Raw genomic sequence first — 21,373 nt, 5'->3', positions numbered from 1 at the left:
GAGCGGCACTTCGTGACCACTCGGCGGACACCTGACGGCAGGTCGTGCGGCCTGGAGGCACGACGAACGCCCGCCACGCGGCCTGCGTGACGGGCGTGGCCGGCTCGCTCAGGCGGCGTAGCTCCCGACGAGCCGCACGGCACCGCCGTCGACGCCCTTGGCGCCCTGCTCGAAGCCGGTCAGGTCGCGGGCCGACGTGGCGATCGTGCCGACGGGCCACGCGGGCATCCCGGCCACGCCGAGCGACTCGATGACGTCCACCGCGGCGCTGGCGGACACCACGGCGAACATGCCGATGCCCAGGTTCCAGGTGCCCTCGGTGTCCTCGATCGGCGTGCCGGCCATGTCGGCGAGCACGCGGAAGACCGGAAGCGGCTGCCAGGTCGAGCGGTCGACCTCGATCCACGAGCCGACGGGCAGCACGCGCGCCAGGTTCGCCGCGATGCCACCACCGGTCACGTGCGACAGGGAGTGCACGGCGCCCGGGTGCTGCTCGAGCAGCTCCAGCAGCGGCGTCGTGTACAGGCGGGTGGGCTCGAGCAGGGCTTCGCCGACCGAGACGCCGCCGAACTCGGCCAGCTGGTCGGTGTACCCGACCCCGCGCGACGCCAGGATGTGCCGGACGAGCGAGTACCCGTTCGAGTGCAGCCCGGACGACTCGATGGCGAGCACGACGTCGCCGTCCTGCACCAGGTGGGCACCGAGCTGCGAACCGGCCTCGACGACACCGGTCGCGGCGCCGGCCACGTCGTAGTCGTCCGGGCCGAGCAGCCCGGGGTGCTCGGCGGTCTCGCCACCGACCAGCGCGGTGCCCGTCGCCGAGCAGCCGCGGGCGATCCCGGCGACGATGTCGGCGATGCGGTTCGGCACGACGCGCCCGCAGGCGATGTAGTCGGTCATGAACAGCGGCTTCGCACCGACCACCACGATGTCGTCGACGACCATGCCGACCAGGTCCTGCCCGATGGTGTCGTGCTTGTCGATCGCCTGGGCGATGGCGACCTTGGTGCCGACGCCGTCGGTCGAGGTCGCGAGCAACGGGTGTGAGAAGTCCTTCAGGAACGACACGTCGTAGAGTCCGGCGAAGCCGCCCACGCCGCCCAGCACGTGGCTGTTGTGCGTCGCCGCGACTGCGGACTTCATGAGTTCGACGGCCAGGTCACCGGCAGCGGTGTCCACTCCGGCTTCGGCGTACGGGTTGGGCATGCGGAGTCCTTCGCGGTGACATGGCAGACTTGTTCGGTACCCCCCGATTCTACGGTCTGGAGCACACCCGCGAATGTGCGGCATCGTCGGCCTCGTTGCACAGGGCCCCGCCAACCAATCCATCTACGACGCACTGCTCCTCCTGCAGCACCGCGGGCAGGACTCGACGGGCATCGCCACGGTCGAGGGTCACGTGCACCACATGCACAAGACCCGCGGCCACGTGCGGGAGTCGTTCCGAACCCGTGACATGCGCGCCCTCCTCGGCACCATGGGCCTCGGCCACGTGCGCTACGCCACCAAGGGCGCGGCGAGCAACGAGGAAGAAGCGCAGCCGTTCTACGTGAACGCGCCGTACGGCATCGTCCTCGTCCACAACGGCAACCTCACCAACACGCGGGAACTGACGCGTGAACTGTTCGACATCGACCGTCGGCACCTCAACACCACGTCGGACACCGAGCTCCTGGTGAACGTGCTGGCGCACGAGCTGCAGGGACAGGTCCGCGGCACGGACCTCGATCCCGGGCAGGTCTTCGACGCCGTCGAGCGCGTGCACGAGCGGGTCGAGGGCTCGTACGCCACGATCGCCACGATCGCCGGCCACGGGCTCCTGGCCTTCCGCGACCCGTTCGGCATCCGGCCGCTCATCCTCGGCCACAAGTTCGACGAGGCCGGCCAGCCCGAGTGGGTCGTCGCGAGCGAGTCGCTGGTGCTCGAGTCCGGCGGCTACGAGATCGTCCGCGACGTCGCCCCGGGCGAAGCGATCTTCATCGAGATGAACGGGCAGATGCACGCCCGGCAGTGCGCGAAGAACCCGCGGCTCGTGCCGTGCTCGTTCGAGTACGTGTACCTGGCCCGTCCCGACTCGGTCATGAACGGCATCTCGGTCTACGACGCCCGCCTGCGCCTCGGCAACCGGCTGGCGGACACCATCGAGCAGTACGCGCCGACCGGTGACATCGACGTCGTGATGCCGATCCCGGACTCGTCCCGACCGGCCGCCATGCAGGTCGCGCGGAAGCTCGGCATCGAGTACCGCGAGGGCTTCTACAAGAACCGCTACGTCGGCCGGACCTTCATCATGCCGGGCCAGGCGGAGCGCAAGCGGTCCGTCCGGCAGAAGCTCAACGCGATGTCGTCGGAGTTCAAGGGCAAGAACATCCTGATCGTCGACGACTCGATCGTGCGCGGCACGACGAGCAAGGAGATCGTGGAGATGGCCCGCGCCGCCGGTGCGAACGAGGTCACCTTCACGAGCGCCGCTCCCCCGGTCCGGTTCCCGCACGTGTACGGCATCAACATGCCGACGCGCGACGAGCTCATCGCGCACGACCGGAAGATCCCGGAGATCAACCGCGTGCTCGGCAGCGATCACCTGATCTACCAGGAGATCGGCGACATGCGGGACGCCATCATCGAGGGCTCCGACGTGACCGACCTCGAGATGAGCTGCTTCACGGGCGAGTACGTCACGGGCACCGTGAGCCCGGAGTACCTGTCCTGGGTCGAGGCGAACCAGCTCAGCTAGGTCGCGTCCGAAACGGAGCCAGACGGACGGACAGGAGGCCCGTTGCCAGCTGGCAACGGGCCTCCTGTCCGAAGACGGTTGCGGCTACGGCCGCTGGTCGCCGTGCTCGTCGATCTCGCCGTCGACCGTCTCGGGCGGCAACTCGACCTCGACACGCTCCGCCGTCAGGCGGGCCGCGCGCCGGGCGAAGACCCGGTCGAACACGACGGCGACGACCGCGCCGACGAAGGCACCGATCGTGACGCCCCACAGGCTGAAGTAGCCCACCAGGCTGCCGAAGCTCGACTCCTCCTGCTGGCCACCGAGGTTCATGGTGAGCGAGACGACGATCAGGGTCGCGATGAACCCGAGCACCGCACCGCCGACGATGAACACCCCGAACTTCGGGGCACGACGGATCGTGACCTCGTCAGAGGTGGAGACGGCGTTCGGCGCAGGGGCCGGGACCGGCTGGTCGTCGGGTCGATCGGTGTTGCTCACCCACCCATTGTCCCCCACTGTGGGACGTCTCCCGGCCTGTCCGCGCAGTCCGATCCAGGAGAGGATGATCCGTACGCGTTGGTATCCCAAGGGCTGGAGGTGACACGGATGCGAGAACGGACCGTACGGGGGCGAGGTCGCACCCCGAGCACCCCGGCGCGCGTGACCTGGCCCGTGATGCAGCGCCACGAAGAGGACCGTGCCGTGTCCGTCGTCGCGGAGCACCAGTGGAGCGTCGCGCTCGTCGGCGCCCCGGGTCTCGGCAAGAGCACCGTCGCCGCCCGCGTCACCGACCGCGTCGCCGGACGGGACGCCACCGGGCGCACGGTCGTGGTGCCCATCACCGCCGTCGCCTCCGGGCGGTCGATGCCCTTCGGCGCGATCTCGGACCGCTTCGGTGAGCTGCCGGCGACCCTGTCCGAACTGTCCGACGACGCCGGGGCCGAGCAGCGCCTCCGGGCGATCGCCGACCTGGCGGACCGCGACGTCCTGCTGCGCGTCGACGACGCCGACCACCTCGACGCGATCTCCGCCCGGTACGTGGCGTGGCTCGTCCGGCACCAGGGTGCGCGGCTCGTCCTGACCTGCCGTGACTTCACCGCGCTGCCGGAGCCGCTCCGCGCCCTGTGGCAGGACGACCTGCTCGAGCGCATCGACCTCGAGCCGCTCACCCTGCGCGAGACGTCGGCCCTGGTGGCCGAGGCGCTCGGCTCGCAGCTCGAGAACGCCTCGGCCGAGCGGGTGCACCGTGCGACCGCCGGCAACCCGCTCTACCTGCGCGAGGTCGTCCGCGCCGCCCGCTCCTCGGGTGCCCTCGAGCACACGGCGTCCGGGTGGTACTGGCGCGGCCGGGTGACGGCGTCGAACAGCCTCGCCGACATGTACCGGACGGAACTCGGCTCGTTGCCGGAGGACCTGCGCGACGTCGTCGACATCGTGGCACTGGCCGACCCCATCCCGCTCGCGCGGCTGCTCGGCCTGGTCAGCGGCGGCGACGTCGACCGCGTGGTCGCACTCGGGCTGGTCCGGATCGACTCGCTCGACGACGGCGCCGCGGTGGCCCGTCCGCAGCACCCGCTCGTCGGCGACGTGATCCGCGGCCTGGTACCGGTCGCCCGCCGCACGGCACTCTTCGCCCGCGCGAACGCCTTCCGCACCGACAGTCCCGAGGGCGCCCCGCCCGCCGCACGGTTGCGGTCAGCGCTCTGGGCACTCGACTGCGGTGTCGTGCCCCCGGTCGAGCAGCTGCTCGACGCGGCGCAGGTCGCGGTGCGGCTGCAGGAGCACGAGAGCGCGATCGCCCTCGCCTCCGCAGCGCTCCGGCGGACGCTGCACCCGAACGAGCAGGTCGCCGCGCGCTGCCTGCGGTCGCTGGCGTACTCGTACACCGACGGGCGCGAGGCCGGTCGCGCCGACGCCGAGGCTGCCTGGGCCGTCGCCCGCGCGGACCCTGGCACGGTGGACGACGCCCTCGTGGTCGAGGCCTGCGAGATCCTCGCCAACATCCGGCAGTTCCACGACGACGACGTGCTGGCAGCGGTCGCGCTCACCGACGTCGCCAGCCGGCTGGTGTCCGGCGACGCGGTCGAACGGCTCCGCCTGCTGCGACTCGCACACCTCGGGTGGGGCGGACGGTTCGACGAGGTGCGGGCCGAACTCGAGCGCAGCGGCATCGTGCACGCCCCGACCATCCCGTTCGCGTTCCTGTGCGTCGCCCCCTGCGCGATCATGGCGCTCGCCACGGCCGGCCGGCTCGACGACGCCTCGGCCCTCGGTCGCCGGGCACTGGCCACCGCGATCGAGCACCTCGAGGACGCACCGTGGAGCGTCGGCGAGATCTTTTCAGTGCTGCACCAGGTGCAGGTCTGGCGCGGCGACCTCGCCGACCTGCTCACCGAGGTGCCGGTCCGCCGGTCGAACCCGTACCTGAAGTACGACTTCACCCTCGAGCTCATCGGCGACGGCAACCTCGCCATCGGCCAACGGCGCTGGGACGACGCGATCGCGGCGTTCTCGGCTGCCTGCGAGCGGTACGACGTCGCGGACCACGGCGGCTTCGCGGCCTACCCGTGGGCACGACTCGCGATGGCGTACGCCTACGCCGGTCGAACCGAGGACGCGACACGTGCGCTCGACCGGGCGAGGGCCACCCCGCAGCGGGCGATGCGGATCACGGGCGAGCAGGTCGCGGTGACGATCGCCTGGACCGAGGCGGTGCTCGGCAACCCGGCCGGGCTCCGGCACGCCGACGACATCATCGACCGCGGGACGGCGAGCGGTGGGTGGACGCACGTCATGTACGCGCAGACGCTGCACTACGCGATGGACATGCTGAACGGACGCGAGACTGGTACCTCGCTCGGTCGCATGCGCGAGGCAGCGGCTCGGGTCGACGGTCCGCTCGCCGCGGCGATCGTCGAGTACGCCGACGCCCTGACCGCACGCGACCGGACGCGGGTGATCGCGGCGCAGGGGGCGCTCGCGTCGCACGGCATGGCGGTCACGGCCGGCCGGCCGAAACCACCGCTCACGAACCGCGAGTACCAGGTCGCCGAGCTCGCGGCGCAGGGGTTGAGCAACCGCCTGATCGGCGAGGAGCTCGGGCTCTCGACGCGGACCATCGACGCGCACCTGTCGCGCGTGTTCGGCAAGTGGGACCTGCATGCTCGTTCGGAGCTCGCCGGACTCTTCTGAGTCCACTCGTGACGCAAGAACGTTGCGCATTGCAGCACGACGCGCCGCGGCGGTTGACACGTTGTGTGGAACATCGCGTACCTTGGTCCCTGTCGCCGGGTTCGGACCCGTTCGGGTCGGGTCCGAATCCCGGCGACTTCAAGCGTAGGTTCGCAGTGCATGCGCCCGCATCGGTAGGGACTACCTAATTCGGTTCGTCCGCCTAGGTAGTGCTGAACGCGACTAGAGCGCGACCCGCACCGGCAGGAACGCCGTCAGGTCCGCACGCGAGCCGGAAGCGCTGACGCGTGACTGCGCGACGGCTTCGTCCCAGGTCAGCTCAGCGGTCGCGAGCGCGAGCCAGGTCGTGGCGTCCGTCTCGACAACGTTCGGCGGCGTGCCACGGGTGTGGCGCGGGCCGGGGACGGCCTGGACCGCGGCGAACGGCGGCACCCGCACCTCGACGCTGTTGCCCGGCACGTCGTCGGCGAGGCGCTGCAGGGTCCACCGGACGGCCGTCGCGACGGTCGCCCGTGCCGTGTCGCCCTGCTGCACCGCGGTCAGTGCGGCGCGGCCGGCGGCGTCCTCGATCCTCCTGGGTGGCATCTCCACAGGCTAGCCGTCGCCTCGCGGCGGGAGAGTCCTGATCGGTAGGGTGATCGGGTGCGAATCCTCGTCCTCGGTTCCGGTGCCCGCGAGCACGCGATCATCACGGCCCTCCTCGCTGAACAGGCGGGCCACGTCATCACGGCTGCTCCCGGCAACGCCGGCATCGCCGCCGATGTCGAGACCGTCTCCCTCGACCCCACCAACGGCGCGCTCGTCGCCGAGTACGCGATCGAGAACGGCGTCGAACTGGTCGTCGTCGGGCCCGAGGCGCCGCTCATCGCCGGTGTGGCCGACCCCGTCCGCAGCCGGGGCATCCCGGTCTTCGGGCCGGGCAAGGCCGCCGCGCAGCTCGAGGGCTCGAAGGCCTTCGCGAAGCGCATCATGTCCGAGGCGAACGTGCCCACCGGCCGCCCGGTGTACGCCGGCACGGCGGAAGAGGCCATCGCCGCGATCGACGAGCTCGGCGCACCGTACGTCGTGAAGGCCGACGGGCTGGCCGCGGGCAAGGGCGTCCTCGTGACCGAGGACCGTCAGGCCGCGATCGACCACGCCACCTACTGGCTGCAGCACGGGCACGTCGTGGTCGAGGAGTTCCTCGACGGCGAAGAGGTCTCGTTGTTCTTCCTGAGCGACGGCCACGACGTCCGCCCGCTCAGCCCCGCGCAGGACTACAAGCGCCTGGCTGACCGCGATCTCGGACCGAACACCGGCGGCATGGGCGCGTACTCGCCGCTGCCGTGGCTGGCCGATCGTTGGGCGTCCGAGCAGGCCTTCGTCGACGAGGTCACCGAGCTGGTCGCGCTGCCCACCGTCCGTCGCCTCGAGCACGAGGGCACCCCGTTCGTCGGGCTGCTCTACTGCGGGCTCATCGTCACCGAGCAGGGCGTCCGGGTCATCGAGTTCAACGCCCGCTTCGGCGACCCGGAGACCCAGGTCGTCCTCCCCCGCCTGGCGACGCCGCTGAGCGGACTGCTGCTCGCCGCCGCGACGGGCCAGCTCGGGGGGACCCCGGCACCCTCGTTCCGTCCGGATGCAGCCGTCACGGTCGTGCTCGCGAGCGAGGGCTACCCGGAGAACCCGCAGACCGGCCGTCCGATCACCGGCATCGACGCCGCGAACGCCCGCGACGGCGTCTCCGTCGCACACGCCGCCACCGGGGTGCTCGACGACACGCTCGTCGCCACCGGCGGTCGCGTGCTCAGCGTCGTCGCGACCGGAGCCGACTTCGCCCAGGCGCGCGAGCGCGCCTACGCGGGTCTCGGCGACATCACCCTGCAGGGCGCGCAGTACCGCACCGACATCGCCGCGAAGGTCACCCGATGAGCGCCGCGCCCGTGATCGCCGGCTGGGACCACGTCTCGTCGGGCAAGGTCCGCGAGCTCTACGTGCCGACCGGTACCGCCGACCTCCAGAGTGCGTCCGAGCTGCTGCTCGTGGCGTCCGACCGGGTCAGTGCCTACGACTTCGCCCTCGAGCCACCGATCCCCGGCAAGGGCGAACTACTCACCCGCCTGTCGCGCTTCTGGTTCACGCAGCTGAGCGACGTGCCGAACCACATCATCGGCCCGTCGTCCGGTGGCACCCCCGTGCCGGCCGAGGTCGAGTCGCGGTCGATGCACGTCATGCCGCTCGAGATGTTCCCCGTCGAGTGCGTCGTGCGCGGGTACCTGGTCGGCAGCGGCTGGGCCGAGTACCAGGCGTCCGGCAGCGTCTGCGGCGTCGCCCTGCCCCAGGGGCTGTCGAACGGCGACCGGTTGCCCGAGCCGATCTACACCCCCGCCTACAAGGCACCGCAGGGCGAGCACGACGAGAACATCTCGTACGAGCAGACCGTCGACCTGGTCGGCGCCGAGGTCGCGGCGACCCTGCGCGACCTGTCGCTGCACGTGTACACCGAGGCAGCGGCGATCGCCCTCGAGCGCGACGTCGTGATCGCGGACACCAAGTTCGAGTTCGGGCAGGACGCCGACGGCCGGATCCGGATCGCGGACGAGGTCCTGACCAGCGACTCGAGCCGGTACTGGGACGCCCGGGCCGACGGTCGGACGGACTCCTTCGATAAGCAGATCGTGCGCGACTGGCTCAGCGCCAACTGGGACCGCCAGGGCACGCCCCCGGTGCTGCCCGAGGCGATCGTGTCCCGCACCGCCGCGCGCTACGCGGAGCTCATCGAGCGCCTCGGCGCTTAGTCGGTTCCTGCTGCGGGCCTGCTGCGCGGACCCCGAGCCGGCCCCGACCGGTCACGACACCCCGCTCACGTCCGGCGACCGGTCACGAGCCGTCGTTCAGGCCCCCGGTACCCGACCGTTCGTGACCGTCCGGCGGCGCGCCGACGGCACGTCGTGACCAGTCGACGAGCGACCAGTCCTGACCTGCCGACGACCTGCCGACGGCTCGTCGTCAGAGGTCGCGCGCGACCACGACGACGGTCAGGTCGTCGCCCGGGTCGTGGTCGACCGCACGTGACCGCACCCGCTGCAGGAACGTCGCGATGTCCGGCGAGCCGCGGTAGAGCTCCCCGAGCTGCGACAGCGACGCGAGCGTGGAGTCCCACAGCTCGAGCGCGCCGTCGCTGACCACGATGACCACGTCGCCCGGGCGCATGACGAGCGACCCGGAGGCACGTTCGATGCCCGCGGGGTGCAGCCCGATCGGCAGGTCCGACGACCGCAGGATCCGCTCGGCGCCGTCGTCGCGGAGCTGCAGGACGAGTCCGTGTCCGGCGTCGGTGAAGTCGATCCGGCCGGTCGAGGGCGTGAGCCGGCCGTGGAACATCGTCGCGAACGACTCGGCGCGGCTGAGGTCGGGTGCGACCTGCGCCTCGAGCTCGGCGACGGCGACGTCGGGTGCCAGGTCGCCGCGGGCGAGCAGTGCACCGCGGATGTTCGCGGCGAGCAGCCCAGCCGACATGCCCTTGCCCATGACGTCCGCCACGGTCAGGTGCACGGCGTCGTCACCCGAACGGTGCCAGTCGTGGAAGTCGCCGGAGACGACGCCGTGCGGCACCGACAGCCCGGCGATCCGGTAGCCGGGCACGTCGACCGTGCCGGGTTCGAGCCCCGCGAGCACGGACCGCAGGCGGTCCTCGTCGGCGCCGGCTGCCAGTTCCCGCTCGGCCCAGACACCGAGTTCCTGGAGCAGGGCGACCTCGTCGGCGTCGAGGGTCCGCGGTTCCGGGTCGATGAGGCAGAGCGTGCCGACCTTGACGTCGTCGTCGCCGAGCCGCAGCGGGACCCCGGCGTAGAAGCGCACGTTCGGGTCGCCGACGACCATCGGCATGTCGGAGTAGCGGGCGTCGATGCGCGCATCCGGCACGAGCACGGGGCCGCGCTCCCCCAGCGTCCGCCCGCAGAAGGTGTCCTGCAGCGGGATGACCGGTCCGAAGTGGCTGTCGCTCTGCTGGGACTTGATGGTCAGCGAGGTCTCGCCCGCCAGGTTCAGGAAGGAGCCGGAGACACCGAGGGCTTCACGCGCGATGCGCGTGATCCGGTCGAAGCGCTCTTCGGCGCCACCCTCGACCACGTCGAGTGCGGCGAGCAGCGCTGCGCGGCGCACGGCGTCGGTCGCGCCGGTGACTGGGACGGTCGTCGCTGTCTCCGAGTGCATACACCCACGCTAACGCGCCAACCGGACAGGGCCTGTCCCCACTACGGAGGACGCACCACCCCAGTCCGCGGGGCAGGCTCGCCGAGCGCTCGGCCGTCGACCCTGGATCGGCGCGACCCGGCGCGGCCCGGCGTCGGACTACCCTGGACGCGTGTCCCGCCGTGTCCTGCCCGCTGTCGCCCTCGCTGCGGCGGCTCTGGTGACGCTCGCGGGGTGCGGCGCCCACGACTCGACCGGCCAGGTCTCGGTCACCGTGTCGGACAACGCCGCCGACCACCCGTACGAGGTCAAGGTCTTCGCGTCGACGGGCAAGCTCTCCGAGCACCAGCGGGTGTTCCCCGGAGGCACCGCGGACTTCGCGGGCGTCCCGCTCGGCAAGGTGACGGTCCGCGCGGGCTCGCTGTGCCCGCAGACGACGACGGTGACGAACGACGCCGTCGCGACGGTCACCCTGACGACGACGGGCTGCTGAGCGCGGGTCGGTTCAGACTGCGCCGGGACCCCGCGCGATCGTCTCGTGCGGCTGCTCGCCGAAGCGTGCGCGGTAGTGGGCGGCGAAGCGACCGAGGTGCGTGAACTGCCAGCGCCGGGCGACGTCGCTCACCAGCAGCCCGCCCGAACGCGATCGGCCGAGTTCGAGGTGGACCCGGTCGAGCCGGACCTCGCGCAGGTACTGCATCGGCGTCACCGCGAGCCGCCGGCGGAAGAGGTCCTGCACGCCGCGCTCACTCAGGCCGCACGAGTCCGCGATGTCGGCCACCGAGAGCGGCTGGTCGGCCTGGTCGTGCACGAAGCGGATCGCACGACGCATCCGGTGCTCGACGTCGGACCGTGACGGCGAGAACGTCGACAGCACGACCGTCGCGATGCGTCGGTTCAGGGCGGCTCGCTCGTCGACCGGCAGCGCGGGGTCGAGGACGCGACCGGTGACGTCGCGGAGCAGTGCTCGGAGGGGTTCGATCCGAGGGTCGGCGGCGTCCGGTTGCCGGAACTCGGCCGATGGGCGGTCGCCGCCGCCGTCGCCGTCGCGTCCGCCGAGCAACGCCGGCGACAGGTGCAGCAGGGTCATCGCCGTGGCGTCGGTATCGAAGCCGTACGCCACCGAGGCGGAGAGCATCATCGGGCGTTCGGCGCCGACGTCCCAGCTCGAGCCGTCGTCCGCGGTCAGGCGGGCACGGCCGTCGGCGAGCCAGAAGACCACGTGGTCCGGTCGGGGGCCGATCGTGCCGGAGCGGTGTCCGTGCGTCCCGATGCGCCGGATCGACAGCTCTGCGTCACCCCCGGTCACGTAATCGAAGGGCACAGCGTCCATCGGAACAGTGCCTCCGCTCACCCCGCTGCGGACGGTCCGGCACGGGAATCGGAACGCTACCGCACCGGACGACCGGGGCGGGCAACGACCGCCCCGAACCGCCCCGGACCGCTCAGGGCCGCTCAGGGCCGCTCAGGACGGGTCCGGCACCTGGTCCCACTCGTCGGCGTACCGCGAGAGCACCGTCCACCGCGACACCGGCCACGTGGTGATGAACGCACGACCGACCACGTCGTCGACCGGCACCGTGCCGTGCACGCGGGAGTCCGCCGAGTTGTACCGGTTGTCGCCCATCACCCAGATGCGCCCCTTCGGCACGGTGATGTCGAAGTCGGTGCCGGAGACCCGGTCCGACCCGATCTCGGGCACCACGTAGGGTTCGTCGACCGGGTGGCCGTTCACCGACAGGTGTCCGCCCGTGCCGCAGCACGAGACGGTGTCGCCGGGCAGGCCGATCACGCGCTTGATCAGGTCGTCGCCCTGCCCGGTGCCGAGCCAGCCGCCCGGGTCCTGGAACACGACGACGTCACCGCGCTGCAACGGCACGGCGCCGGGGACGAGTTCGTTGACGAGCACGCGGTCGCCGATGAGCAGCGTGTTCTCCATCGATGCGGACGGGATGTAGAAGGACCGGACCAGGTAGGTCTTCACCAGGAACGACGCCAGCAGCGCCACGACGACGATGACGACGAGGTCGCGGAGGAACTTCCAGCCGGCCCGCTTCGGCTTCGGCTCGGATTCGGTGGCGCTCAATGCGTCAACACCACCTTCACGAGACCGATCACGAACGCCACGGCGGCCAGCACGATGCCGCCCCAGAGCCCGAGGAACGTGGGCCGCTTGCCGCTGAACCGCTGCATGAAGACGCCGACCATGCCGATGCGCACGACCAGGATGACCAGGGCGGCCGTCTGCGCCCACCCCGTCGGGATCCACCCGATCCACGCCACCGCGTACAGCACCGCGGGGATGAGCCCGGACGTCGCGATCGGGTTCGCGTTCCGCATGATCGTCACGACCGATTCACGCCGGGCGTCGTCCGTCTGGGAGTCGTCGCCGCCGAGGCCGTGCGCCACCAGGTGCGCGAGCACGTGCGCCAGGTAGGTCAGGACCGCGGTCGCCAGGACGGCCCAGATCGCCGACCCGTGGTGGATCGCGGCCGGGTCGACGGCGATCGCGGCGGCGAGCACCGTGATGTTGCCGTAGATGTAGGACGACATCCGGTCGCGGACGTGCTCGATCGGCAGGTCGCGCGGGTCCGGACGACCGCCGCGGGGTCCGCGTCCGCGTCCGAGCGGTGGTCGTGTGCGTGGCATCCGTCCATCTTGGCCCTCGCGTGCCGGTCCTCGCCGACAGGACACCGAGTGCGATGGCCACGCGCGTGGCCGGTTCCGGCAGACTGGGTGGCGATCGGTGCGACGGCGCACCGGACAGGAGGCCCGTATGACGTCCGCACGACCACTCGCCCTGGTGACCGGTGTGGGCCGCAGAGCCGGCATCGGCGCGGCGCTCGCCACCCGTCTGGCGACCGACGGCTGGGACCTGGCCATCTCGTGGTGGGGCCCGTACGACGACCGCGTGAGCGGTGGGGCGGATCCCGACGGGGTCGAATCCGTCGTGCAGGAGTGCGAGTCGGTGGGTGCACGCGTGACGCGCCTCCCGGTCGACCTGGAGGACCCGGACCAGGCGGCCGCCCTGGTCGGCCGCGCCGAGACCGAGGCGGGCGCCCCCGTCACCGCGCTGGTGATGTCGCACTGCGAATCGGTCGACTCGGACGTCCGGACCACGACGGTCGAGTCGTGGGACCGGCACTTCGCGGTCAACGCCCGCGCGCCGTTCCTGCTCGTGCAGGCGTACGCGGCCGCACTCGAACGAGTTGGCGACGCCGCACCGCGGGACCGCCGGCGGATCGTCGCGCTGACGAGCGACCACATCGCGTACAACCTGCCGTACGGGGCGTCGAAGGGGGCGCTCGACCGTCTCGTGTTCGGTGCCGCGAAGGAGCTCGGCAGCCTCGGCGTCAGTGCGAACGTGGTGAACCCCGGCCCGAACGACACCGGGTGGATGTCCGACGACGTCAAGCGCTGGGCGGTCGAGGGCACGCCGCTCGGCCGACTCGGACGACCGTCGGACACCGCTGCACTCGTCGGGTTCCTCTGCTCGGAGCAGGGGCGCTGGGTGAACGGGCAGCTGCTGACGTCGGACGGCGGGATCTCGAACCGCGCGTGATCCGGGCGGCGGACCGGGTCAGCCGCGACCGGGCGCGGTCACCTCGATGCGGTTCGCCCACGGGTCCTCGAACGCGACCGTCCGGCCGTCGTCGGCGGTCTGCACCCCGGTGTCGTGCATGCGTGCGACGAGGGCACCGAGGTCGTCCGACCCGGGCACCTCGATCCGCACGAGCCCCAGCCCGAGCGCGAGCTGACGGCGCCCGGCCCCGCGGGAGTTCCAGGTGTTCATCGCCATGTGGTGGTGGTACCCGCCGGCGCTGACGAACAGGGCCTCGCCCCACCCGGCCGTCGTCGCGAAGCCGAGCTTGTCGACGTAGAAGTCCTTCGCGCTGGCGACGTCGCCGACCGACAGGTGCACGTGGCCGACCCGACCCGGCGCGTTCGGCGCGGACTCCAGCGCGTCAGCCGTCAGGTGCTCCTGGAGGAACGCGTTCGGGTCGACGTACTTCGTGTCCATGTCGACCATGCCGTGCGTCCACGACCACTCCGTGCGGTCGCGGTCCCAGTACAGCTCGACGCCGTTGCCCTCGGGGTCGGTGAAGTAGAACGCGTTGCTCACCAGGTGATCGGCGCTGCCGGTGAAGGTCTGCGGGAACTTCGTCGCGACCGAGTACAGCGCGGCGGCCAGGTCGGCCCTCGTGTCGAACAGGATCGCGGTGTGGAACAGGCCGGCGTCGTGCGGGCCGGCGTGCTGCATCGACGGCGCGTGCTCGAGGATCACGATCGGGACCGCCAGGCCACCGGCGCCCGGTCGCCCCAGCACGGCGACGCCGCCCTCGTTCGAGAGCAGCGAGAGCTGGACGCCGTCGCGGTAGTAGCCGATCATCCGGTCGAGGTTCGCGACGCGGAGGGTGACGGCACCCATCCCGGTGTCGGCGGCGAGGAGGTCCTGCGTGTGCATGGGACCAGTGTGCGCCCATTTGGTTGACGCGTCAACCAAATGGGCGCATCGGTGGTCACGGCGAGTTTCGTGGTGGGCGACACTTCTCGCGGCCCGGCGCCCGAGATGTGTCGCTCAGCGCGAACTGAAGTGGCGCAGCACCCGGCTGCGGTCAGCGGGAACGGAAGTAGCGGTGCAGCGCGCGCTCGCGGATCGCGGCCGCGGCGAGCGCCCCGCCGAGCAGCGCGCCCACGAGCCCGAGGGACGCGATCGCGATCGCCTCGCGCACGATCGGCAGTGCGTCGTCGACGTCGAGGCCGCGCACCGACACCACCGCGACGCTCGTCGCGACCAGGGTCCCGACCGATCCCCAGACCAGGTGCTGCAGGACGATGCCGAGGACCTGCGCGCACCGCGGCACCCCGACGTGCCGGTCGGAGGCCAAGGCGAGCCGGCGCCGTGCGACCGCTGCCGCGCCGATCGTCAGCCCCACGAGGACCGCTGCACCGAACGGGACGAGCACTGGCTGCCGCGCCGCGGGGGTGAAGACCGCGCCCAGGGTCGGGTTGAGCTGCCCGGCGGTGGGTCGGTCTTCGCCCTCGGCCCCGCTCGCCGGCAGGACGGTGCGCCGGAGCATGGAGACCGTGTCGTCGCGCTGCGGCCACACCGTCGCCCAGCAGGCGTCGAACGGCGACCCGTCGTCCACCGTCGGCGCGAGGACCGCGTACTCCAGGTCGGGGTCCCGGCCGTCGTCGGGGTAGTCGTACACACCGGCGACTCCGGTGCCCGCGCCGCCCACCGTCACGAGGCGATCGCCTGCGGCAAGCCCCAGGGTCTCGTGCACCGCGGGCGAGATGATCACTCCCGCGGCCCCGTCGGCAGCCGAGCCACCGAGCAGGCCACGCACCCCGGCGGTCACCTCGTAGGTCGGGATCGCCGAGCCCGGCAGCGCGGCGGGGACGACCCCGGCGTCGAGGCGACGGAACGCGCCAGACGCGATGACCCCTTCGGCATCCGCGAGGGCATCGCACACGCGGCCGTCGATCCGGCCCTCGGCCCGCTGGACGGTCGTCCCCGCACCGCTCGCGACGAACACCGCAGCCGCTCGGACGTCACCGGCGACCGCTGCGGCGCGCAGGCCCACGACACCGCTGAGCAGCACCGCGAGGACGGCAGCGGTCACGGCTGCCCACGAGGCTCCGGAGGCGATGTCGCGCCACGCCTCCCGCCAGACCTCGGTCACCTGCATCCGGCGGGGGCTCATCGGTACCGCCCGAGGTCGAGCACTCCGTCGCAGGCGTCGCGGGTCGCGTCGTCGTGCGTGGCGACGACGACGACCGTCCCCGACGCGGCGAGCGCACCGATCCCACGGTTCACCTCGATCGCGGTCGCCCGGTCGAGTTGCGCCGTCGGCTCGTCGACCAGCATCAGACCCGGCGCGCTGGCGATGGCGCGCGCGAGCATCAGGCGTTGCGCCTCGCCACCGGACAGCTCGGCGAACCGCGCGTGCGCCCGCGAGCCGAGCCCGAAGCGCTCGAGGACCTCGAGCGCCCGGACGTCCGCGGTCCGACGATCCGCGCCCTGGGCGACGAACGGCAGCGCGACGTGGTCGAGCACGCGGCGGCGGGCCACCCCGTACGGGTTCTGGAAGACCCAGAGCGGCCGACAGCCCGGCGGACGGACGGCGGCACCGCGCGTCGGACGGAGCATCCCGGCGAGGATCGCGAGCAGCGTGGACTTGCCGGAGCCACTCGGCCCGACGACCGCGGTCACGCTCCCCTCGGCGAAGGCGCGGTCGACGCGGTCGAACAGCACGGTGCCGTTCGGCCAGACATGTCCGACGCCCTCGAGCGTCACCGACACGAGCTGGACCGGTCCGGCGCGGCACGGATCCGGTCGAGCGTTCGTCCGCCGGGCACCCGGACGAACGACTGCCCGAGTTCCGACCCGAGGACCTGGACCCGGAGCGGCCGCCCCGTCGTCGGTTGCACGCACGCCCGGTCACCCTCGAGGTCCCAGAGAGCCGTCGGCGGCACCACCTGGACGGTCCGCGGGCGACTGAGGGTCCACGTCGCGGCCACCGTCGGTGCACCGTCCGCCGAAGCGACCGTCGCCGCGTACTCCGGCAGGGCGCTGATCGCAGCGAGGTCCGTCGGCGAGGAGACCACCCCGGCGTCGTCGATCGGGATGTCGGCGTTCCCGATCCGCAGCACGCGCTCCCCCGGCGCCGGATCAACCGGGAGCGCCTCGATGCGCGCGCCGCGGAGTTCGGCCGGGAGTTCGACGAGGACACCGTCGGCGCCGACCGCTGCCCCGACGACGGCCACGCACGCCAGGACGGCGTTCTCGGCGGCTGGCACCCATGCGAACGGGTCCCGCGGCACGACGTCGTCGGGCAGGTCGTCGCGGTCGACACCTCGGTCGAGCAGGAACTGGTGCGCAGCTCGGAGCGTGCCCGGGCCGAGGACGCCGTCGATACTCAGTCCGGCACCGAGGCGCGTGAGTTCCCGCTGCAGCCCCGTGACGTCGGCCCCGCGGTCGCCGAGCTCGAGGTCGCGCCACAGCGGCTCGTCACTGGCGAGCGCGATCACCGGCCGCCCGTCGACCCGCGCGAGGACGTCCCCGCTCCGCACGGGCGCCCCGGTCGAGCACGTCGACGTCGTCACCGTGCCGGTCCGCGACGTCACGACCGCCCGTGGGGCACCGGTGGCGAGTGCGAGCTGCACCTGTCGTTCATCGGCATCGGTGCGCTCGGTCACCCGGACGGTGCTCGTGGGGGCCGCCGTCCGGAGTGCAGCCGGGACCTCGGCCGGCACAGCGACCACGATGGCGGCGGCCGTCGCCGCCGCGACCACCATCGCCCCGAGCGCCAGGAGCGCGGCAGACGGGAAGCGCATCACTGCCGCCAGAGTCCGAGGGGGTCCAGCCGACACTGTACGGCTCCGGGGTCCCACTGCGAGAAGGAGAAGTTCCCGTCGTCGTTCTGGGTGCGCCATTCACGTTCGGTGTACGTGTCGTCGACGAGTCTCACGGCACGGAGGCACGCGACGGTGATCTCTGCCTCGTCCTGCTTCTCCGGGTTCCGCCGGACTTCGTTGAACAGGTACGTCACGTCGCTGTCGAAGTCCTTCGCGCACTTCGACTTCGAATCGTTGATGGCCGTTGCGTCTTCAGCCTTCCGCCCTGGGAGCGGCGACGCTTCGGACGTGCCGTCCTCTGCTGTCGTGTAGTCGTAGCCGAGATCCCGCATGCATGCGCTCATGCGGGACTGGGCATCTGCGACCTCCCGCGCCGAGATCGTTCCGTCCGAGAGGATCTGCCGCTGGTACGGGCTGGTGTCGGCGGCTGATTCCGCGAACTCACCCGCCCACGGCCCGGCCACTGAGAAGCCTGACGGATCGACGACCCGGGGCGCAGCATCTGCGGAGGCGCAGCCAGCGAGCCCCGTGGCGGCGATCACCACGACGACCAATGCTCCCCGAGCACGGTTCCGAACCACCGCGTCAGGCCCGGACCATGCCGTACCGGGCGATGTTGGTCCAGCAGGCAGCCTCGTAGGACCACTTGTTGCCACCGACCACGTTCCCCCACTTCATCGTCCCGCTCTTCAGCCGGTTGAAGTGCTGAGCACGGCCACACCCCGACTCGTTGAAGCCCATGCTCTGCGTCACCTTCCGCCAGCACGTCGCAGCACTTGCCTCCGGCGCCGTCACGGTGTCGACCGCGATCCCGCCGCCCACGACACTCCCCAGCACGACCGCACCCAGTACGACGTTCTTGATCGACATCGATCTCCCCTTTCATCGCGACATCGCCCCGATGTCACCGTTAACGTATTACCGGTCAGTACGCGAGCGCAACGACCATCAGCACATCCGTGCAGGATGGACGCGTGACTGATGACATCCAGTGGGAGGTGGTCGAGGAGAGCTCCCTCTCGCTCCCGGACCACGAAGCGATCGCAGCACTGCTCGCGCAGGCGTTCCCGGACTGGTCCCACTGGTACGTGGGCGGCCGCAGCTGGTCCGGCATGCAGCCCGAACGCCGGGTCCTCGCCCGCGACCAGGATGGCGTCGTCCTGGCGCACGTCGGGATCCGCCGCATGTTCATCACGGTCGGCGGGCGCGACGTCCTGGTCGGCGACACCGGCCTCGTCGCCGTGTCGCCCAGGCTCCAGGGATCGGGCAAGGGCCGGGAACTCATGGAGCGCACGCACGCCGTGCTCGACGGGCTCGCGGTGCCGTACGGCTTCCTCGGCGCGGGCGAGAACCGCATCCCCTTCTACGCGAAGCTCGGCTGGCACGAGTTCCCCGAGGTCGTCGGCACCTTCTCGGCGTTCACCGCCGAGGGCGCCGGCATCACGAACACGGAGCAGGGCGGCTGGATGGTGCGGCCGGTGGCCGCAGCCCTGGAGGACTGGCCGGCCGGCCCGATCTGGCTGAACGGGCAAGAGGTCTAGAACGCAACGACAGACGGACGGGAGGCCCGGTGCCAGCTGGCACCGTGCCTCCCGTCCGTCAGGTGGTGGACCGGGGCTCACGCCCCCGCGTCCACCGGACTACGCCTCGACCGCAACCGTCTCCGGGTCCTCGTTCGAACCCGGCGCGCTCGGCACGACCGCGGCGCGCACGCGCGCACCGAGGTCGGCGTCGACGTTCGTCCAGTACGCGAACACGCGCTCGCGCAGGTCGTCGCGCGTCACCTTCGAGACGTGACCGGCGATGTTGCCGACCAGGCGCTCACGGGCGGCGTCGTCGAGGACCTCTCGGACGAGCGTGCCGGCCTGACCGAAGTCGTCGTCCTCCGGGTGCAGGGTCGCGGCGGAACGCTGCAGCGCGCCGTCGGACTCCCAGCCGGGCACGTCGTCGGTCGCGGTCGGGTCGGCGTGTGCGCCACCGAGCGAGTTCGGCGCGTACACGGGCACCTCGGACTTCTGGAAGTCGAAGCGCATCGCGCCGTCCTTCGAGTACGAGTGCACCTCGTTCTTCGGGGCGTTGACCGGCAGCTGCGCGTGGTTGGTGCCGACGCGGTAGCGGTGGGCGTCCGCGTAGCTGAAGATGCGCGCGAGGAGCATCTTGTCCGGGCTGGCAGCGATGCCGGGAACGAAGTTCGAGGGGGCGAAGGTCGCCTGCTCGATCTCGGCGAAGTAGTTCTCCGGGTTGCGGTTGAGCTCCATCGTGCCGACCTCGATGAGCGGGTAGTCCGCGTGCGGCCACACCTTCGTCAGGTCGAACGGGTTGAAGCGGTAGGACTCGGCGTCCCCGTAGGGCATGACCTGCACCTTGAGGGTCCAGCGCGGGAAGTCCCCGCGCTCGATCGCGGCGTGCAGGTCACGGATGTGGAAGTCCGCGTCCTCGCCGGCGATGCGGTCGGCGTCCTCCTGCGTCAGGGTCTTGTGGCCCTGCTCGGTGATGAAGTGGTACTTCACCCAGAAGCGCTCGCCCTCGGCGTTGATCCACTGGTACGTGTGCGAGCCGAAGCCGTCCATCTCACGCCACGACGCGGGCAGGCCGCGGTCGCCCATCAGCCACGTGACCTGGTGCGCCGACTCGGGCGACAGGGTCCAGAAGTCCCACTGCATGTCGTGGTCGCGCAGGTGCGAGCCGGGCAGGCGCTTCTGCGAGCGGATGAAGTCGGGGAACTTGATGCCGTCGCGGATGAAGAAGACGGGGGTGTTGTTGCCGACGAGGTCGTAGTTGCCCTCGGACGTGTAGAACTTCAGCGCGAAACCGCGGGGGTCGCGCCACGTGTCGGGCGAACCCTGCTCACCGGCGACGGACGAGAAGCGCGTGAGCATCTCGGTCTGCTGGCCCGGCTGCAGGAACGCGGCGCGGGTGTACTTGCTGACGTCCTGCGTGACGGTGAAGGTACCGAAGGCGCCGCCGCCCTTCGCGTGGACGACGCGCTCCGGCACGCGCTCGCGGTTGAACTGGGCGAGCTTCTCGACCAGGTAGTGGTCGTGCAGCGCGAGGGGGCCGTCGGCCCCGACGCCCATCGAGTGCTCGTCGCTCGAGACGGGAGCGCCGGAGTTGGTGGTCGTGGTGGGGGTGCCGGCCGGCTGGCCGGGCGTCGTGTTCTGGTCGGACACGGTTCCTCCTTGGGTGGAACGGTTGGTTCGGTCAGGGGTGCTCGGGTGGTTCAGGGGACGCGCGGGGCGTCGGGCGCGGCTGCGTCGGGCTCGTCTGCGCTTGCGCCTGCGTCGCTTGCGCTTGCGCCTGCGTCGATTGCGCTTGCGCCTGCGTCGATTGCGCTTGCGCCTGCGTCGCCGGCTGCGTCATCGCCCGCGTCGTCGCGCTCGGCCGCGGCGCACCGCTCGCAGATGCCCCAGTAGGTGACCTCGGCGGTGGTGACCGCGAAGCCGTGCGCGTCCGACGGGGTCAGGCAAGGCGAGTGCCCGACGGCGCAGTCGACGTCCTCGATCGCGCCGCACAGGGTGCAGACGATGTGGTGGTGGTTGTCACCGGTGCGTCGCTCGTACCGAGCGGGGCTGCCGGCCGGCTCGATGCGTCGGACGAGGCCGACGCCGGTCAGCGCGGCGAGCACGCCGTACACGGCCTGGTGGCTGGTCGTCGGGAGCTCCGCCGTGAGCGCCGTGACGATGTCGTCGGCGGTGGCGTGCGGCATCGATTCGGTGGCCCGCAGCACCGCGAGTCGCGGCGTCGTGACCCGGAGGCCCGAGGTGCGGAGCAGATCGGCGTCGGCGTCCATGCTGAGCCTTTCTTTTGCAGGAATCAAGACAACACGGCCACTGTACACGAGCCGTCGTGGCGCGTACCCGTCGGAACACATTCCGCGACCGGTATGCGACGTGTCACGATCTGGCGGCGATCACCTGGAGGGACCCT

The 21,373-nt window shown here is 71.6% G+C and carries 21 protein-coding genes and 1 pseudogene; 7 read left to right on the top strand and 15 right to left on the bottom strand.

Translation table 11 applies throughout. The features are described from left to right. Nucleotides 1-108 precede the first annotated feature (108 nt). Nucleotides 109-1,206, bottom strand: a complete 1,098-nt coding sequence (gene purM, locus EDF51_RS16400; RefSeq protein ID WP_123937526.1) for a phosphoribosylformylglycinamidine cyclo-ligase — start codon at nucleotides 1,204-1,206, stop codon at nucleotides 109-111. A gap of 73 nt (nucleotides 1,207-1,279) precedes the next feature. Between purM and purF the strand changes: the two genes are divergently transcribed. Then, a complete protein-coding gene (purF, locus tag EDF51_RS16395) occupies nucleotides 1,280-2,737 on the top strand; it encodes an amidophosphoribosyltransferase (RefSeq protein ID WP_111085568.1) in 1,458 nt (485 codons plus the stop codon). An 84-nt stretch (nucleotides 2,738-2,821) separates the two neighbouring features. Here purF and EDF51_RS16390 read toward each other — a convergent pair whose 3' ends face one another. Further along, nucleotides 2,822-3,217 (bottom strand): hypothetical protein, encoded by a 396-nt coding sequence (locus EDF51_RS16390; RefSeq protein ID WP_111085569.1) that lies wholly within the window; start codon nucleotides 3,215-3,217, stop codon nucleotides 2,822-2,824. Between the two features lie 162 nt (nucleotides 3,218-3,379). On the opposite strand from EDF51_RS16390, the gene EDF51_RS16385 reads away from it, so the two are divergent. Then, on the top strand, nucleotides 3,380-5,911 hold the full coding sequence (locus EDF51_RS16385; protein WP_131880736.1) for a LuxR C-terminal-related transcriptional regulator: 2,532 nt from the start codon (nucleotides 3,380-3,382) through the stop codon (nucleotides 5,909-5,911). A gap of 222 nt (nucleotides 5,912-6,133) precedes the next feature. On the opposite strand, the gene EDF51_RS16380 is transcribed toward EDF51_RS16385, so the two are convergent. Then, nucleotides 6,134-6,496, bottom strand: a complete 363-nt coding sequence (locus EDF51_RS16380; RefSeq protein ID WP_131846930.1) for a sterol carrier family protein — start codon at nucleotides 6,494-6,496, stop codon at nucleotides 6,134-6,136. Nucleotides 6,497-6,553: 57 nt separating this feature from the next. Between EDF51_RS16380 and purD the strand changes: the two genes are divergently transcribed. Both purD and EDF51_RS16370 read left to right on the top strand, forming a co-directional pair. Next, nucleotides 6,554-7,822 carry a phosphoribosylamine--glycine ligase gene (gene purD, locus EDF51_RS16375; RefSeq protein ID WP_131880735.1) on the top strand — a complete coding sequence of 423 codons (1,269 nt, stop codon included), beginning with the start codon at nucleotides 6,554-6,556 and terminating at the stop codon, nucleotides 7,820-7,822. Then, nucleotides 7,819-8,688 carry a phosphoribosylaminoimidazolesuccinocarboxamide synthase gene (locus tag EDF51_RS16370; RefSeq protein WP_131880733.1) on the top strand — a complete coding sequence of 290 codons (870 nt, stop codon included), beginning with the start codon at nucleotides 7,819-7,821 and terminating at the stop codon, nucleotides 8,686-8,688. The genes purD and EDF51_RS16370 overlap by 4 nt, the downstream gene beginning before the upstream one ends. A 211-nt stretch (nucleotides 8,689-8,899) precedes the next feature. Here the strand turns inward: EDF51_RS16370 and EDF51_RS16365 are convergent, their stop codons facing one another. Further along, a complete protein-coding gene (locus EDF51_RS16365) occupies nucleotides 8,900-10,105 on the bottom strand; it encodes a GAF domain-containing SpoIIE family protein phosphatase (protein ID WP_131880731.1) in 1,206 nt (401 codons plus the stop codon). 151 nt (nucleotides 10,106-10,256) lie between these two features. Here EDF51_RS16365 and EDF51_RS16360 point away from each other — a divergent pair, with 151 nt between their 5' ends. Next, on the top strand, nucleotides 10,257-10,577 hold the full coding sequence (locus EDF51_RS16360; protein WP_123340134.1) for a hypothetical protein: 321 nt from the start codon (nucleotides 10,257-10,259) through the stop codon (nucleotides 10,575-10,577). 12 nt (nucleotides 10,578-10,589) lie between these two features. On the opposite strand, the gene EDF51_RS16355 is transcribed toward EDF51_RS16360, so the two are convergent. The 3 genes from EDF51_RS16355 to EDF51_RS16345 form a co-directional block, all read right to left on the bottom strand. Continuing rightward, nucleotides 10,590-11,408: a helix-turn-helix transcriptional regulator gene (locus tag EDF51_RS16355; RefSeq protein WP_165918874.1), complete on the bottom strand. Its 819-nt coding sequence runs from the start codon at nucleotides 11,406-11,408 to the stop codon at nucleotides 10,590-10,592. 141 nt (nucleotides 11,409-11,549) lie between these two features. After that, a complete protein-coding gene (lepB, locus tag EDF51_RS16350; RefSeq protein ID WP_123293649.1) occupies nucleotides 11,550-12,170 on the bottom strand; it encodes a signal peptidase I in 621 nt (206 codons plus the stop codon). Continuing rightward, a complete protein-coding gene (locus EDF51_RS16345) occupies nucleotides 12,167-12,733 on the bottom strand; it encodes a hypothetical protein (RefSeq protein ID WP_123937518.1) in 567 nt (188 codons plus the stop codon). The genes lepB and EDF51_RS16345 overlap by 4 nt, the downstream gene beginning before the upstream one ends. Nucleotides 12,734-12,860: 127 nt before the next feature. On the opposite strand from EDF51_RS16345, the gene EDF51_RS16340 reads away from it, so the two are divergent. Beyond that, on the top strand, nucleotides 12,861-13,646 hold the full coding sequence (locus tag EDF51_RS16340) for an SDR family oxidoreductase (RefSeq protein ID WP_123937517.1): 786 nt from the start codon (nucleotides 12,861-12,863) through the stop codon (nucleotides 13,644-13,646). Nucleotides 13,647-13,664: 18 nt separating this feature from the next. On the opposite strand, the gene EDF51_RS16335 is transcribed toward EDF51_RS16340, so the two are convergent. From EDF51_RS16335 to EDF51_RS16310, 6 genes are all read right to left on the bottom strand, one after another. After that, nucleotides 13,665-14,549 carry a VOC family protein gene (locus EDF51_RS16335; RefSeq protein ID WP_131880727.1) on the bottom strand — a complete coding sequence of 295 codons (885 nt, stop codon included), beginning with the start codon at nucleotides 14,547-14,549 and terminating at the stop codon, nucleotides 13,665-13,667. A gap of 151 nt (nucleotides 14,550-14,700) precedes the next feature. Beyond that, nucleotides 14,701-15,792 carry a hypothetical protein gene (locus tag EDF51_RS16330; protein ID WP_131880725.1) on the bottom strand — a complete coding sequence of 364 codons (1,092 nt, stop codon included), beginning with the start codon at nucleotides 15,790-15,792 and terminating at the stop codon, nucleotides 14,701-14,703. Beyond that, nucleotides 15,789-16,391: an ATP-binding cassette domain-containing protein gene (locus EDF51_RS16325; protein ID WP_131880723.1), complete on the bottom strand. Its 603-nt coding sequence runs from the start codon at nucleotides 16,389-16,391 to the stop codon at nucleotides 15,789-15,791. The genes EDF51_RS16330 and EDF51_RS16325 overlap by 4 nt, the downstream gene beginning before the upstream one ends. Beyond that, a complete protein-coding gene (locus tag EDF51_RS16320) occupies nucleotides 16,382-17,425 on the bottom strand; it encodes a hypothetical protein (RefSeq protein WP_131880721.1) in 1,044 nt (347 codons plus the stop codon). Before EDF51_RS16320 ends, EDF51_RS16325 begins: the two co-directional genes overlap by 10 nt. Further along, nucleotides 17,425-17,991 (bottom strand): hypothetical protein, encoded by a 567-nt coding sequence (locus EDF51_RS16315; RefSeq protein WP_131880719.1) that lies wholly within the window; start codon nucleotides 17,989-17,991, stop codon nucleotides 17,425-17,427. Before EDF51_RS16315 ends, EDF51_RS16320 begins: the two co-directional genes overlap by 1 nt. A gap of 40 nt (nucleotides 17,992-18,031) precedes the next feature. Further along, nucleotides 18,032-18,316: a hypothetical protein gene (locus EDF51_RS16310; RefSeq protein WP_131880717.1), complete on the bottom strand. Its 285-nt coding sequence runs from the start codon at nucleotides 18,314-18,316 to the stop codon at nucleotides 18,032-18,034. Nucleotides 18,317-18,420: 104 nt separating this feature from the next. Between EDF51_RS16310 and EDF51_RS16305 the strand changes: the two genes are divergently transcribed. Beyond that, entirely contained in the window at nucleotides 18,421-18,987 is a 567-nt protein-coding gene (locus EDF51_RS16305) for a GNAT family N-acetyltransferase (RefSeq protein WP_165918873.1), read from the top strand. Nucleotides 18,988-19,086: 99 nt separating this feature from the next. Here EDF51_RS16305 and EDF51_RS16300 read toward each other — a convergent pair whose 3' ends face one another. Both EDF51_RS16300 and EDF51_RS16295 read right to left on the bottom strand, forming a co-directional pair. Continuing rightward, nucleotides 19,087-20,616, bottom strand: a complete 1,530-nt coding sequence (locus tag EDF51_RS16300; RefSeq protein WP_131880713.1) for a catalase — start codon at nucleotides 20,614-20,616, stop codon at nucleotides 19,087-19,089. Between the two features lie 227 nt (nucleotides 20,617-20,843). Further along, a pseudogene (locus EDF51_RS16295) lies at nucleotides 20,844-21,236 on the bottom strand (Fur family transcriptional regulator); the annotation flags it as partial. Nucleotides 21,237-21,373: the final 137 nt, after the last annotated feature.

Origin of the sequence: Curtobacterium sp. PhB25 (assembly GCF_004365375.1) — a bacterium.
Classification (GTDB): Bacteria; Actinomycetota; Actinomycetes; order Actinomycetales; family Microbacteriaceae; genus Curtobacterium.
Note: the sequence above shows the minus strand (reverse complement) of the source record. Positions and strands in the feature narration are given on the sequence as shown.